The sequence below is a fragment of the Salinispora fenicalii genome (assembly GCF_000514815.1).
In the GTDB taxonomy this organism is placed as follows: Bacteria; Actinomycetota; Actinomycetes; order Mycobacteriales; family Micromonosporaceae; genus Micromonospora; species Micromonospora fenicalii.
The window spans coordinates 1-12,379 of record NZ_KI911474.1 but is presented as its reverse complement, the minus strand read 5'-3'; the positions used below and the strand labels follow the sequence as shown (position 1 = coordinate 12,379).

Genomic DNA, 12,379 nt, shown 5'->3' with positions numbered 1-12,379 from the left:
GGAGGACCCGTGCCGTACCCCGAGATCCGACCCCGGCGGCTGCGTCGCAGCCCGGCTCTGCGGCGGCTGGTCGCCGAGACCCGGGTCGACCCGGCCGAGCTGGTCGTACCGATGTTCGTCAAGGAGGGGTTGACCGAGCCCCGGTCCGTGTCATCCCTGCCGGGGGTGCTCCAGCACTCCCGGGAGTCGCTGCGCAAGGCCGCGGTCGCGGCGGTCCAGGCCGGGGTTGGCGGGATCATGCTCTTCGGGGTGCCGGCTCACCGGGACGAACTCGGCTCCGGCGGGGCCAACCCGAACGGCATCCTGAACGCCGCCATCCGGGACGTGGTCTCCGAGGTGGGCGACGCCACCGTGGTGATGAGCGACCTCTGCCTGGACGAGTTCACCTCGCACGGCCACTGCGGTGTGTTGGCGTCCGACGGGTCGGTGGCGAACGACGCCACCCTCGCCGCGTACGCCGAGATGGCGGTGGCGCAGGCGCAGGCCGGGGTGCACGTGGTCGGGCCGTCCGGAATGATGGATGGTCAGGTCGGCGTGGTCCGGCGGGCGTTGGACGCCGCCGGCCACCAGGACGTGACCGTCCTCGCCTACGCGGCGAAGTACGCGTCCGCGTTCTTTGGCCCGTTCCGGGACGCGGTGGAATCAACGCTGGACGGCGACCGTCGGACCTACCAGCAGGATCCGGCGAACCTGCGGGAGTCCCTGCGCGAGGTGGCGCTGGATGTGGCCGAGGGCGCGGACATGGTGATGGTCAAGCCAGCGCTGCCGTACCTCGACGTGGTCGCGGCGGTCCGGGCCGCCGTTGACGTGCCAGTCGCCGCCTACCAGGTCTCCGGCGAGTACGCGATGGTCGAGGCGGCCGCGGCGAACGGTTGGATCGACCGGGAGCAGGTGATGCTGGAGACACTCACCTCGATTCGTCGGGCCGGAGCGCAGATCATCCTTACCTACTGGGCGGTCGAGGCCGCGCAGCTGCTGCGTCAGCGCTACTGACGCCGCCGCGCCCGGTCGCCCCACTGGCGGCAGCCGGGTCCGCAGCACCGCAACGGCCCGCCGGCCCGGTCGAGTACCGGGCCGGCGGGCCGTGCCGCTTCCAAGGTCGCCCGTGGCGCCTTCTGAGGTCGGCCGGTCGCCGGTGGCGACGTCAGTGGCGATCAGTCGCCGGTGGTGAGGTCAGTTGGCGATCAGTCGGCGGTGGTGAGGTCAGTTGGCGGTCAGTCGTCGTTGACGATGGTCCCGGTGCCGAACGGATCGGCGATCTGGAGCCCCGGGCCCCCAACCACCAGCAGAGTCAGCTTCTCGTCGGTCTCGCGCTTCCGGTCCCCGCGCACCGACACCGGGAAGGTCAGCGCTGTCTGGCCGGCCGGCAGCGTCTGGCAACCGGCGTACGACCGGTAGTCAACGCCCGGCCGTGCGCTTCGGCCCAGGGTCAGGGCGCAGACCAGGGCCGACTCGGAGAGGGGACGCGAGACGGTGACGGTGAAGGCCAGCTCGCTGCGGCCCCGATCGCCTTCGACCACCGAGGCGTCGGCGACGGTCAGCGTCGGGCGGGACCGGAACCGGGCCACCTGCGGATCGTGGTCGCTGGCGCCCCGCGAGCCGTCCCCCGCGTACTCCGCCGGCCAATCGGCGTTGATGTGCGCGGCCCGCATCTGCACCAGATCGTCGTGGAGCGCCGCGGTGACGAAGAGGTGGTCCAGCGTCTGTGCCTGGCCGGCGAAGCCGTACGAGTAGGCGGACGACGGCGCGTCGGCGAGCAGGTCATCCCAGAGGTTGCGCAGCCCCACCTCGTACAGGGGAGCGAGCTGGTCCGACGGGGTCGGGTCCGCGGCCGTCGCGATCGGATCGTCGGGACGGGGAAAGACGTTCAGGTCCCCGCCGAACACCACTCGGGCGTCCGGGTCCGCCGCCGTGATCGCGGAGACGATCGCAGCCCCGTACGCCGCCTGCTCCCGGCGCTGCCCCACCCGTCGGTCCGGGCCGGACGAGTAGTGGTTGCTGGCCGCCCAGACCGTCAGCCGTTCCTCCGAACCGGGGGCGGCGGCGATCGTGAACCGGCCGAGCTGCGGCGCGCGGGTGAAGACGTTGTCGCCGTCCTTGCCGGTGCTGGTATCCACATCGGGCGGCAGGACCGCGTTGAGTGTCTTGGGGTTCTGCACGTCGGCGTTGGACGGGAGCCCGGGCGCGCGGTACTGGACGGTCGGGGCGGCGCCGAGTAGCGGATCGTCAGTGGTCGCCTCGGCCAGTGCGACCCGGTCAGTGCGGTAGAGGAAGGCCGAGGTGATGCCCCGGGCATCGGCGCCGCTGCGGTCGTAGGCGGCCGCGTAGGCCGGGCCACCGATGTCGGCGATGGTCAGCGCGAGCTCCTGGAGCGAGTCCGGAGCGCCGTCGGCGTCATTGGTATTACCGCAGACCAACTGGTTGCCATCAACCACGCAGATGTCCTGGTCCTCGGTCTCCTGGACCAGGATCAGGTCGGGGGAGTGCAGGTCGTTGGTGATCTGGTCGGCGAGCGCGGCGAGTTGATCCTCGTACTCCTGCTCGCTGCCCGGAACGTAGTCGAACGGCGGTCGTACGCCGGTGCAGCCGTCGTTTCCGGCGAAGTCGCAGCCGTCGAAGGGGTCGTCGCGGAAGTCGTACAGGTTCTCCACGTTGTACGCAGCGACCGCGTACTCCGTCGACCGCTGGGCCGGCTGCGGCGGGTGGTTAGTTGCCGGGTCGGCTCCGGCCGCGAAGGCGGCGGACTCGACCTGGACGCCGTACTTCTGGAACGAGTAGTAAAGACCACCCACCGCATCGTCGGTCAGCGTGTCGAAGGTGCGTGCCGGTGGGAGCAGCGTGGTGTTGTCGCCGCTGACGGCCTTGACGCCCAGGCTGCCCAGCATGATCCGCTGGCCGTTGCCGTCGTCGAAGATCTGGGTGGGGTCGTTGTCCAGCGGGTGGGCGTCGCGGAACACGCGGCGGGTGTGCGGGTCGCTCCGGTCCAGGAGCGGGTCATCCCGGTCGACCAGCCAGGTCTCGGCGTCAGCGGTGGAGGCGTAGACGTTGCGGCCGCTCACCGTTTGACTGTCCGCGCGTACCCGCAGTCGGGCCCCCTCGTGCCGTTCCCAGAAGCGCTGCGCGTCGGCCAGGTCGGCCGGTGGCGCCGCGTCGGTCACCGTGACCACCCGGTCCACGTCCAGCCCGGTGGAGATCTGACGGACCAGCGAGGCGCTGGAGAGCTGCGTCATGTGGTAGTACTCGGAGACCCGGGCGCGGAGCACCACCTCGTCGCCGACGGTCGGTACGTAACCCCCGATGAGCGACGTGTGCGAGCCCATGAAGACAAAGATGCCGTCGGAGCTGGTGAGGTCGCCGTCGGTCGCGTCGGCGCGGCTTTGGAGGAAGAATCCGTGCTGGTCCCCGCCAGCGGAGTCACGGGCCAGGGTGCGCTGGGTGATCACGCCACGGACGTCGTACCGCGCGTTGCTGGCACCGTTGCCGCTGGTCGGCGCGAGCGGCGAGCGGTCGGTGCCGCCCTCCTCGGCGTCGGTGGTCGGGCCCTGCACCTCACCGACCGTCAGCTCCCGGGTGGCCTGCACCGGCAGGGTGCAGGTCGCGGTGGTGCCGTCGGTGTCGGTCGCCCTCAGGACCACCGAGTACGCCCCGGCGGCCAGGTCGGCGCTCGCGCTGACAGTGGCCCGGGCGGTGCCACCGACCGCTCCGGCCGGGGTGAACGCCGTCCGGCTGATCGCGCCGGTGGACGGCGTCGGGCTGACTGACGTGACCGCCAGGTCGACGATCTCATCGTCCGGGTCGGTCGCGGTGACCTCCCGGGAGGCCGCGGTGCCCGCCGGCGTTACCAGGGGATCGCCGCAGGTGATGGTGGCGGGGGTGTCTACCGGGCCGTCGCCGAAGTGGTGCGCGCCGAGCCCGTCCACCGTGTCGGTGTCGAAGCCGGCCCACTCGGTGGCAGGGTCGAAGCTGTCGCCGGGGTCGGTGTCCCCCGAGGCGATGCTGCCCAGCCGGCGGAGGGTGTGGTTGGCGGTGTTGGTCAGGCCGCTGCCCCACCCGCTGCCCGGATCGACGCCGACCTGACCGATCGCGTCGAGCACGGCATCGCCGCGGCGCAGTACGACCGCGTCGTCACCGTTGAAGAGGCCAGCACCGGTGACCTGGTCGGCCTGGGCGAGGATCGCCGCGTTCGCCGATGAGTGGGCGAAGACGAAGACATCTCCCGCCGCAACCGTGCCGGTCAAGGAAATGGTGGTCGGCGTGGTGGAGCCGTTGAAGTAGAGCAGCAGTTGATAGCCGCCGGTGGCGAGGTCGACCGGCGCGCCGGTGCCGTTGAAGAGCTCGATCGCCTTGTTGTTGGACGAGCCTTCGACGTACTCGGAGATGAACAGGTCGGTGGGGGCAGCGACGGCGGCGTTGGGCGTGACCCCGACGGCCGCGATGCTCACGGTAGCGGTGACGGTGGCGAATAGAGCGAGTGCGCGGCGCGGGCGCATGGAGCCTCCACGGTGGGTGGATGGTAACGAGCGAAGGCTAGAGGGTCCGCCCTACCTCGCTCTATCCCCTGAAGGGCCCGATGGTGAACTATTGGCGCGTGGCGTCGACCCGATGCACCAGCTCGGCGACATCAACGCTGTACTCGTACCACTCCCGGTCTGAGCGGTAGCCCAGCTCGGCGTTGACCTTCAGCATCGCCTCGTTCTCCTGCGCGTTCCAGGTCTGCACTTCGGTGAGCGCCGGCTCGGCCGAGCGCAACTCCAACAGCATGCGTGCTTTCATCGCCCGGTCAATGTCGTGCCCGCGGTGCTCCGGCACCACGATCGTGTCGTACTGGTCGGCCCGGGTCGGATGCTGCGCCGGCACCACCACCTCGGTCAGCCCGGCCACCTCCCCGGTCTGCTCGTGCAGCGCCAGGACGATGTATGGGGTCATCCCCCGTCGGTGCAGGCAGTCGAGGCTGTCGCGGAGCCGCTGCGGGTCGTAGGAGCTGGGGCGGAGCTCACCCTCCTCGACATCGCGCGCCTCCGCCTTGGCCCGCGCGTACGCGTCGATGAGCTGATCGGGCAGCCCGCCGGGGTGGAACTGCACGTCGTACCCCGGGCTGACGCCGTCGGCCGTCTTGCCCAGCTCCGCCCAGTCCACTCCGGCCAGGTCGAGCACGCTGCGGGTTTCGACGTATTCTCGGGTGAAGCCGAGCGCCTCGAAGAAGGCGACCGCTGGGGTGTCGCCGACTACCTCCACGCCGATCGCCTGGAATCCCTCCTGGTAGACCCGGCGGGCAGCGGTCAGGACCAGCTCGCGGCCGAGGCCGCTGCGGCGCATCGACGGGTGCACCAGCACCTCAAGCACGCCGATGCTGCCGAGCAGCAGCACGTTGACCATCCCCGGCACGGCCACGCCGCCGTCCTCGGTCGGGTCGGCCTTGGCCACCCAGGAGATCCGCCGTTCACCCGGCATCATCTCAGTCAGGTACTCCCGCAGGAAGCTCCCTTGCCAGGGCGGGTCCTGCGGCAGGTCGGCGGCGAGGACCGCGTTCAACGTGTCCAGCAGGGACGCCATCTCGGCGGACGACGCGGCCCTAAGATCCCATTCGCGCATCATCACCCGTCTAGCTTGCCGCCTACCGCTGCTCGGGGGAAGTAGGGGATTCCCCGGAAACATGGACGATCACGTCAGCTCCGGCTTGCTTGCCCGTACTGGTTGGCCTTGTCGAAGACGTCCTGAGCGTACTGTCGCACATCGTTGTACGACAGGACGGCGTTCCACCAGTCGGTGGCGGTAGTCAGATTCCGGCCGCCTTTGCACAGGTAATTGGCGGCGGCCAGGGCGGCGTCGTCGATGTCGTGTGGGTCCTTGCGGCCGTCGTTATCCGCGTCGGCCCCAATCTCCTGCCAGGTGGTCGGAATGAACTGCATTGGCCCGACCGCCCGGTCGTAGGTGGCGTCCTGGTCCAGCGTGCCGCGGTCGGTGTCGCGGATCAGCATTCGCCCGCCTTGCCCGTCCAGTGGCAGGCCGATGATCTCTGGGGCGGCCCGCCCGTCCGACCCGAGCTGGGCGTTGTTGGCCTGCCCGTGCCCCGACTCGACATGCCCGATCGCAGCGAGCGTGGTCCAGCTCAGACCACAGCTGCGGTTGGTCTGGGCGAGGACTAGTTCGGCGTAGCCGTAGGCCTGCAACGCGACCGGTGCGATGCCAACCTTCGGGCCGGTCTGGGCTGCCCAGCCCGCGAGCGTGTCGGCGGGTCGGCCGAGGCCGGGGGGTGGGACGGCCGTCGTGGCGTCGGGCGGCGGCAGCGTGCCGGCGGGTGGCGGCCCGCCGGGCGCGGCCGTCGCGTCGTCGGTGATGGCGGTATCCGGGCCGGAGCCCACTGTGGTGGGCACCAGCAGGGCGCCGGCCGCCACGGTCGCCGCGACCAGGAGCAGCAGGAAGCTACCAGGGAGGGTGAGCTGGCCGCTGGGACGCCGTGACCAACGGTGTACCGAACGCGCCGCGCCGACCGTCAATCGGGCGGGTGAGACGCGGATGGCGTGCGCGAAGCGAACCCGGCGCCGTCCGGTTCTCGCGGCCCGCTCCGGCGTGGCGGCGTCAGAGTCGGAGCCGGAGTCGGAGCCGGAGCTGGAGTCGGCGTCGGCGTCGGCGTCGGCGTCGGCGTCGGCGGAGTTTGCTGGTTTGGCCTTGCCGGTGGAGTCGGAGTCGGAGTCGGCGTCGGCGGAGTTTGCTGGTTTGGCCTTGTCGGTGGCGTCGGCGTCGGTGGAGCTCGATGGCTTGACCTCGTCGGCCCGGTTCGCGTCGGGGCTCCGCGCCGGCTCCGCATCTTCGTCCGTCGGCGGTTGCAGCCACGGTCGGCGCGGTCGGGGCACCGGCCCGAGCCGTCCGCCCGCGGCCACGCCAGATCCACTCTGTGCGCCCTCGCCCGGTGCGGCCGGACGCAGGGGCCGGAGGGTCTGCTTCTCCTCGCCGTCCACCACCTGTCGAGTATTACCCATGTTCGGTCGATGGTCCGGGGCGGTCGTAGGCTGGAGGCATGCCCCGGTACGAGTTCCGCTGCCGCGACTGCGGCGACACCTTCGAGGTCAATCGGCCTATGGCCCGAGCCGCCGAGCCGACCCGCTGCCCGCAGGGGCACGACAACACCGTCAAACTCCTTTCCACGGTCGCGACAATCGGTCGAAGCGGATCTGGTGGGATCGCTCCCACCGCAGGTGGTGGCTGCTGCGGCGGTGGCTGCGGCTGCTGAGTCGGCAATCGGTTCGTCGACGTCTCACCGTGCTTGCCGACGCTGGCGCGGAGTGGCACGTTGGAGCAGAACCGGGCCGTCATTCTCGCCATGTGTGACGGGCTGGATTCAGGCAGCATTCAGGCAGCATGAACCAGACGTCCTGGGCGGAGGTTCCACGCATGTCGCCACGGATCCACCTCCCGACCGGGTGGGTGACCTTCGTCTTCACCGACATCGAGGGCTCCACCCGGCTGGCCCAACTGCTCGGACCGGACTACCGGCCAGTGCTGCGGGAACACCGGCGCCTGCTGCGCCGGACCGTAGTCGCCACCAAGGGGGCGGAGTTGCTCACCGAGGGCGACTCGTTCTTCTTGGTCTTCGCCGACGCGTCCGCCGCGCTGGCCGCCTGTCTGGCCGCCCAACGTGCCCTGACCAACCACGACTGGCCAACCCCGGATGCCACCCCGCGGGTACGGATGGGGTTGCACACCGGGTGGGCGGAGCCCCGCGACGGTGAGTACGTGAGTGCAGAGGTGCATCGGGCTGCCCGGATCGCCGCCGCTGCGCACGGTGGACAGGTGCTCTGCTCCGCAGCGACTGCCCAGCACGCCCACCCGTTGCCCGGTGGCGCCTCCCTACTCGACCTGGGGTTGCACCGACTTCGTGGCTTCGATGACCGGGAACGGCTCTTCCAGCTGACCGCAGCGGGTTTGGAGCGGCAGTTCCCCCGTCCGCGTACCGCTGACGCGGCGGCGCACAACCTACCCACTCCGGTCACCTCGTTCGTTGGTCGGCGGGCCGAGCGGGCCGAGCTGCGCCGGCTGGTGCAGAACTACCGTCTGGTCACGGTGGTCGGCGCGGGGGGAGCCGGCAAGACCCGGCTGGCGGTGGAGCTCGCCGCCGACCTGCTCGAGTCCCATCCGGACGGTGTTTGGTTCGTTGACCTCGCCGCGGTGGCAGAGCCGGGGCTGGTGGCGTACGCGGTCGCCGCCCAGCTCGGCCTCCGCCCGGAGCCGGGCCGCCCGATAGTGGACACGCTGGTGGAGCACGCCGCTGCCCGTCGGATGCTGATGCTGCTGGACACCGGTGACGCCCAGCTGTCGGCGTCAGCTCAGGTGATCTCCCAGCTGCTCGCCGGTGGGGTGGGGGTGCGGGTGCTCGCGACCAGTCGGGAATCCTTCGGACTTCCCGGCGAGGTGGTGTGGAGAATTCCGCCACTCTCGGTTGACCCACCAATAGCCGGAGCGGAGAGCGACGCGGTTGCCCTGCTGCTCGACCGCGCCACGGCGGCGCGGGGCGGCCGGCGGCCGGACCCGGCGGAGTGGGTGGACCTGCATCGGGTCGTACGTCGGTTGGAGGGCCTGCCGCTCGCCATCGAATTGGCCGCTGTCCGGCTGCGGGTGCTCTCGGTCGGGCAGCTCGCCGACCGTCTCGATGACGTCCTGGGCGTCCTCGACGCCGGCCGGGGTGATTCCGCGACCGGGCTGGTCGCGCGTCACCGCAGCATGCAGGCAAACCTCCGCTGGTCGTACCGGCAGCTGGGCGTGGGAGCGGCCCGGCTGCTGCGCTGGCTGGCGGTGTTCGCCGAGCCGGTGGACCTGGCAACAGTGGAGTGGCTGCTGGAGGACGACCAGCTCGATTCGCTGTCGGTGCTGGTGGAGAAGTCGATGGTGTTGGCCGAGCCGGACATCGGCGGTAGCACCTATCGAATGCTCGACCCGATTCGTGCGTACGCGATCGGCCGGTTGGCGGCGGCGGGGGAGGAGCCGGCGGCGCGGAATCGACACGTGGCCTGGTCCGCACACGCGTTACGGCGGTTGGGTGTGGGAGCGGACGGCCGGCCGGCAACGCTCTCGTTGTACGCGTTCGACCCGCTGGCCGGGGAACTGCGAACCGCGCTGCGTTGGTGCGTGACGGGCGGTAGCGCTCGGGCGGGGCTCGCGCTCGTCGTCGGGCTGGACCAATGGTGGCGGGAGCGGGGCCTGGCCAGGCGAGGCCGGCTCTGGTTGTCCCAGTTGTACGACCGGAGCGTCGAGACCGGTGAGCGCATCCCGGATGTGGAGCTGGCGGCGGCGCACCACACGCATTCGTTGCACGCCGGGGCGGACGGCGACTTCGTCGAGGAGTTGCGCCTATCGCAGCAGGCGGAGGTGGTGGCCCGGCGGTCCGGCGACGCCGGTCTGCTGGCCCGGGTGCTGGCCAGCCGGGCGGCCCCCCTGGTTGACCTGGGGCAGTTCGCCGAGGCGGAGCAGGGGTGCCGGGAGGTCATTGACTGGGCGCAGCGGCAGGACGTGGTGGACGACGCCCTTTTCGCCGTCCTCAGCCTGGCGGAGTTGTTGTGGCGTCGGGGTGCCTTGGACGAGGCGGCGGAACTACTCGGCGCGGCCCGTCCGGTGGAGGCGGGACGTCCGGTGGAACGGGGCCGCCGGACGGTGGACATGCTGCTCGGTCTGGTGGCGCTGGCCCGCGGCGACCTGATCGCCGCGCACGAGCATCTGTTGGTCTCGCTGCGGTCCCGGATGGCGCACGGCTTCCACCGCCGCGCCTGCGACACGATGCAGGCGATCGCGGTGCGCTGCGCCGCAGGGGGTGATCCGCTGACCGCCGCCCGGCTCTTCGGCGCGGCGCAGGCGAGGGGTGCCGCCCTGGGCGCGGTGCCGGGCATCAACGGCGACTACCTTGCGCGGTGGCAGGCGCAGGTGCGCGAGGTGCTCGGCGATGTCACCTTCGACCGGACGTACGGCGACGGCGCGGGGTTGGGCATTCGGGAGGCGGCGGCGGTTGCCCTCGGCGTCGAACACCCGGACTTGGCCGCTGATTCGACCCGCTTCGCCACTGGCGTCGCCCCATCCGCACTCGCCAGTCCGTTGGAGCGGCCACTTCGCGCCCCGAGTGCACCGGACCCCACCCGGGTTGGTCCCGAGCCCGACTGAGGTCAGGCGAAGAAGCGGGCCAGGTGGGCCGGCGTGGGGGGTGGCGCATCGGGCGGCAGGAGGGTCAGGTCGGCGAAGATGCTGGCCCCGTCGCAGCCGGCGTGCAGGGGGTACCAGCGCGGAGCGTCCGGCGGGCGTTGGAGGCAGATGCCCTTGATGGTCTGGATGTCCAGCAGCCGTACGTGGGTGGGGTCGGCGACCGCGTTGACATGCCCCCACCAGGGGCTCATCACGTGCAGGACGCCACCGGGCCGGAGAACTCGGTGCGCCTCGTCCACCAACGGCAGGAAGTCGATCAGGTGCTCCAGGATGTGGACGGCGAAGAAGACGTCCACCGAGTCGTCGGCCAGCGGCAGGGTGCGCGACAGGTCGGCTACCGCGTCCACCCCGACCGCGGGGTAGATGTCCAGGCCCAGGTTGTCCGGCCACTGCTTGGTCCCCCCGCAGCCCAGGTCCACGACGACCGGATTCCGGCCCCCGACCCGGACCCGGGCCCAGACGGCCAGGACCCCGGCGAGCCGGCCGACCCGCTCCCGCACCAGATGTAGGTCACCCGGCTCATCGACCTCCCCGGTCAGGTGGGCCACTCCCCGGTCGAAGTCCACCTCGACGGCGAGATCCCGCAGTCGGCTGTCGTGCCGCGCCTGGTCTGCCCAGGCTTCGGCGAGGAATTCGTCAACCGCCCGCAGCCGCTGGGCTGAGGGCGGTGTCTGTGCCAGCGCGACCATGGCCCACCTCCGGCCGCCCGTTACCCGAAAATCCGCCCGGTATGCCCCTGGTCTCGGCGCGCTGAATCCAGCCGTGGGTCGCTTCGGGTTCCCGCCCTCGGCCGGTGAACATATTCTCAACCGGTAGGACGGCTCGCTTCCGCCGGGTGAGGTGCAGGGTGCCCAGCGTGTCGTGATGTCGGCGGCGGGGCAGGGTGTCGACACGACAGGAGGGGTGGGGCGGATGGATTTGCTGGCCGAGTATCGACGGGCGACCCGGTGCTTCGAAGCCGGGGATCCGTCCGAAGCGGCTCGGCTGCTCGAGCCCATCCTCGCGGCCGAGCCCGGCAACACCGCCGTGCGCCAACTGCTGGCCCGGGCGTACTTCTCCTCGGCGCAGCTCAGCCGAGCCGAAGAGCAGCTACGCGAGTTGGTTGATCGAGACCCGAGTGACCACTACGCCCACCACGTGTTGGGCCGGACGCTGGAGCGGCTGAATCGGCCGGTGGACGCGCTGCGGCATCTGCGCATCGCGGCGGCGATGCACCACGGCAACGCCGACTATCAGACGGCGTTACGTCGGGTGCAGGCCCGGGTCGGTCGTTGACCCGCACCGGGCGGCCCGTCGCCCGTCCGGCCACCTACCATGGTGCTGGCAACGGAATCGACCCGGCGGAGGCCCGGCCGTGAAGCTGAAGCTGGACCTACACGACATTTACAACCGGGGCACTGACATCGACCGGGCCTTGCGCGGAATCATCGACGAGGCGGTGGCGAAGAAGGCCACCCTGGTGGAGATCATCCCAGGCAAGGGGTCCGGCCAGCTCAAGAAGCGGGTGCTGCGGTTCCTTGATCAGAAGGACGTAAAGGCGCTTTACCACCGGGTGGAGAAGGACTCGAAGAACTTCGGCCGGCTCTTCGTTCACTTCCGCTGGAAGTAGTGACGAAACGCTACCCGGGGCGTTCTGTCTAACCGCCTTGCGGTGATCGTCGTAGGTGGGCCAGCCAGTCGTCGGCCCAGTCGAGGTGCGGACAGCCTTTGTTCACGCATCGGGGGCAGGTTCGTCCTCCCCAGTGGCTACGGATGATCATTTCGATTCCGCGAAACACCAAGTCCAGGTCCAGGTCCAGGTCTCCCGGTTCGGAGGCGCTGGTTGTGGGGTGTTCGGGTTCCGCCCGCCAGCACCAGTTGACGAACCTTTCCCTGAGGTCGGGTCTGGTGCCGTTGAGTCGGGATAGCTGATCTGATGCCTCGGCCAGGAGCTTGTCCTGGTGGGCCAGTAGTGCTGACCTCCTGCCGCGATACTCGGCCAGCAACGCGAGCCGCGCGGGTTGGCAGGGCCAGTCGGCGCCGCAGGCCCGGCACCGCCAGAGCGGGCGCATGGGGTCGTGTGCGCGGATCATGGTCGGTTCCCGCCCGCGTGGTCACGTAGGCAGCGTTTGAGGTCACCACACCGGGGGCACCAACTGCCCGAGCGGCTTTTGGTCACCAGGCCCAGAATCACGCCAACGGCGAGCCCAACGAC

Annotated in this window: 10 protein-coding genes; 5 read left to right on the top strand and 5 right to left on the bottom strand. The window is 70.6% G+C overall.

Annotated elements, in window-relative coordinates; translation table 11 throughout:
- Positions 1-9: 9 nt before the first annotated feature.
- A complete protein-coding gene (gene hemB / locus B116_RS0123155; protein ID WP_027661466.1) occupies positions 10-993 on the top strand; it encodes a porphobilinogen synthase in 984 nt (327 codons plus the stop codon).
- A gap of 221 nt (positions 994-1,214) precedes the next feature.
- Here hemB and B116_RS0123150 read toward each other — a convergent pair whose 3' ends face one another.
- From B116_RS0123150 to B116_RS0123140, 3 genes are all read right to left on the bottom strand, one after another.
- Positions 1,215-4,490: a lamin tail domain-containing protein gene (locus B116_RS0123150; RefSeq protein ID WP_027661465.1), complete on the bottom strand. Its 3,276-nt coding sequence runs from the start codon at positions 4,488-4,490 to the stop codon at positions 1,215-1,217.
- Positions 4,491-4,578: 88 nt separating this feature from the next.
- Positions 4,579-5,595 carry a GNAT family N-acetyltransferase gene (locus B116_RS0123145; RefSeq protein WP_027661464.1) on the bottom strand — a complete coding sequence of 339 codons (1,017 nt, stop codon included), beginning with the start codon at positions 5,593-5,595 and terminating at the stop codon, positions 4,579-4,581.
- Between the two features lie 71 nt (positions 5,596-5,666).
- Positions 5,667-6,980 carry a lytic murein transglycosylase gene (locus B116_RS0123140; RefSeq protein ID WP_082312878.1) on the bottom strand — a complete coding sequence of 438 codons (1,314 nt, stop codon included), beginning with the start codon at positions 6,978-6,980 and terminating at the stop codon, positions 5,667-5,669.
- A 38-nt stretch (positions 6,981-7,018) separates the two neighbouring features.
- Here B116_RS0123140 and B116_RS27195 point away from each other — a divergent pair, with 38 nt between their 5' ends.
- Both B116_RS27195 and B116_RS0123130 read left to right on the top strand, forming a co-directional pair.
- Entirely contained in the window at positions 7,019-7,231 is a 213-nt protein-coding gene (locus B116_RS27195; RefSeq protein WP_020608325.1) for an FmdB family zinc ribbon protein, read from the top strand.
- Between the two features lie 128 nt (positions 7,232-7,359).
- Positions 7,360-10,146, top strand: a complete 2,787-nt coding sequence (locus B116_RS0123130; protein ID WP_082312877.1) for an ATP-binding protein — start codon at positions 7,360-7,362, stop codon at positions 10,144-10,146.
- Positions 10,147-10,148: 2 nt separating this feature from the next.
- Here the strand turns inward: B116_RS0123130 and B116_RS0123125 are convergent, their stop codons facing one another.
- Entirely contained in the window at positions 10,149-10,874 is a 726-nt protein-coding gene (locus B116_RS0123125) for a BON domain-containing class I SAM-dependent methyltransferase (protein ID WP_027661461.1), read from the bottom strand.
- Positions 10,875-11,097: 223 nt separating this feature from the next.
- Here B116_RS0123125 and B116_RS0123120 point away from each other — a divergent pair, with 223 nt between their 5' ends.
- Positions 11,098-11,460: a tetratricopeptide repeat protein gene (locus tag B116_RS0123120; RefSeq protein WP_018724184.1), complete on the top strand. Its 363-nt coding sequence runs from the start codon at positions 11,098-11,100 to the stop codon at positions 11,458-11,460.
- A 79-nt stretch (positions 11,461-11,539) separates the two neighbouring features.
- On the top strand, positions 11,540-11,794 hold the full coding sequence (locus tag B116_RS0123115) for a Smr/MutS family protein (protein ID WP_018724185.1): 255 nt from the start codon (positions 11,540-11,542) through the stop codon (positions 11,792-11,794).
- Positions 11,795-11,822: 28 nt separating this feature from the next.
- On the opposite strand, the gene B116_RS27190 is transcribed toward B116_RS0123115, so the two are convergent.
- On the bottom strand, positions 11,823-12,257 hold the full coding sequence (locus B116_RS27190; RefSeq protein ID WP_223874661.1) for a flavin reductase: 435 nt from the start codon (positions 12,255-12,257) through the stop codon (positions 11,823-11,825).
- Between the last annotated feature and the right edge of the window lie 122 nt (positions 12,258-12,379).

Bases quoted from the DNA above. Each gene is read 5' to 3' on its own strand.
- B116_RS0123120 (WP_018724184.1), top strand. From the start codon at position 11,098: ATGGATTTGCTGGCCGAGTATCGACGGGCGACCCGGTGCTTCGAAGCC.
- B116_RS0123130 (WP_082312877.1), top strand. From the start codon at position 7,360: ATGAACCAGACGTCCTGGGCGGAGGTTCCACGCATGTCGCCACGGATC.
- B116_RS0123140 (WP_082312878.1), bottom strand. From the start codon at position 6,980: ATGGGTAATACTCGACAGGTGGTGGACGGCGAGGAGAAGCAGACCCTC.
- B116_RS0123150 (WP_027661465.1), bottom strand. From the start codon at position 4,490: ATGCGCCCGCGCCGCGCACTCGCTCTATTCGCCACCGTCACCGCTACC.
- B116_RS27190 (WP_223874661.1), bottom strand. From the start codon at position 12,257: ATGATCCGCGCACACGACCCCATGCGCCCGCTCTGGCGGTGCCGGGCC.
- B116_RS0123125 (WP_027661461.1), bottom strand. From the start codon at position 10,874: ATGGTCGCGCTGGCACAGACACCGCCCTCAGCCCAGCGGCTGCGGGCG.
- B116_RS0123145 (WP_027661464.1), bottom strand. From the start codon at position 5,595: ATGATGCGCGAATGGGATCTTAGGGCCGCGTCGTCCGCCGAGATGGCG.
- B116_RS27195 (WP_020608325.1), top strand. From the start codon at position 7,019: ATGCCCCGGTACGAGTTCCGCTGCCGCGACTGCGGCGACACCTTCGAG.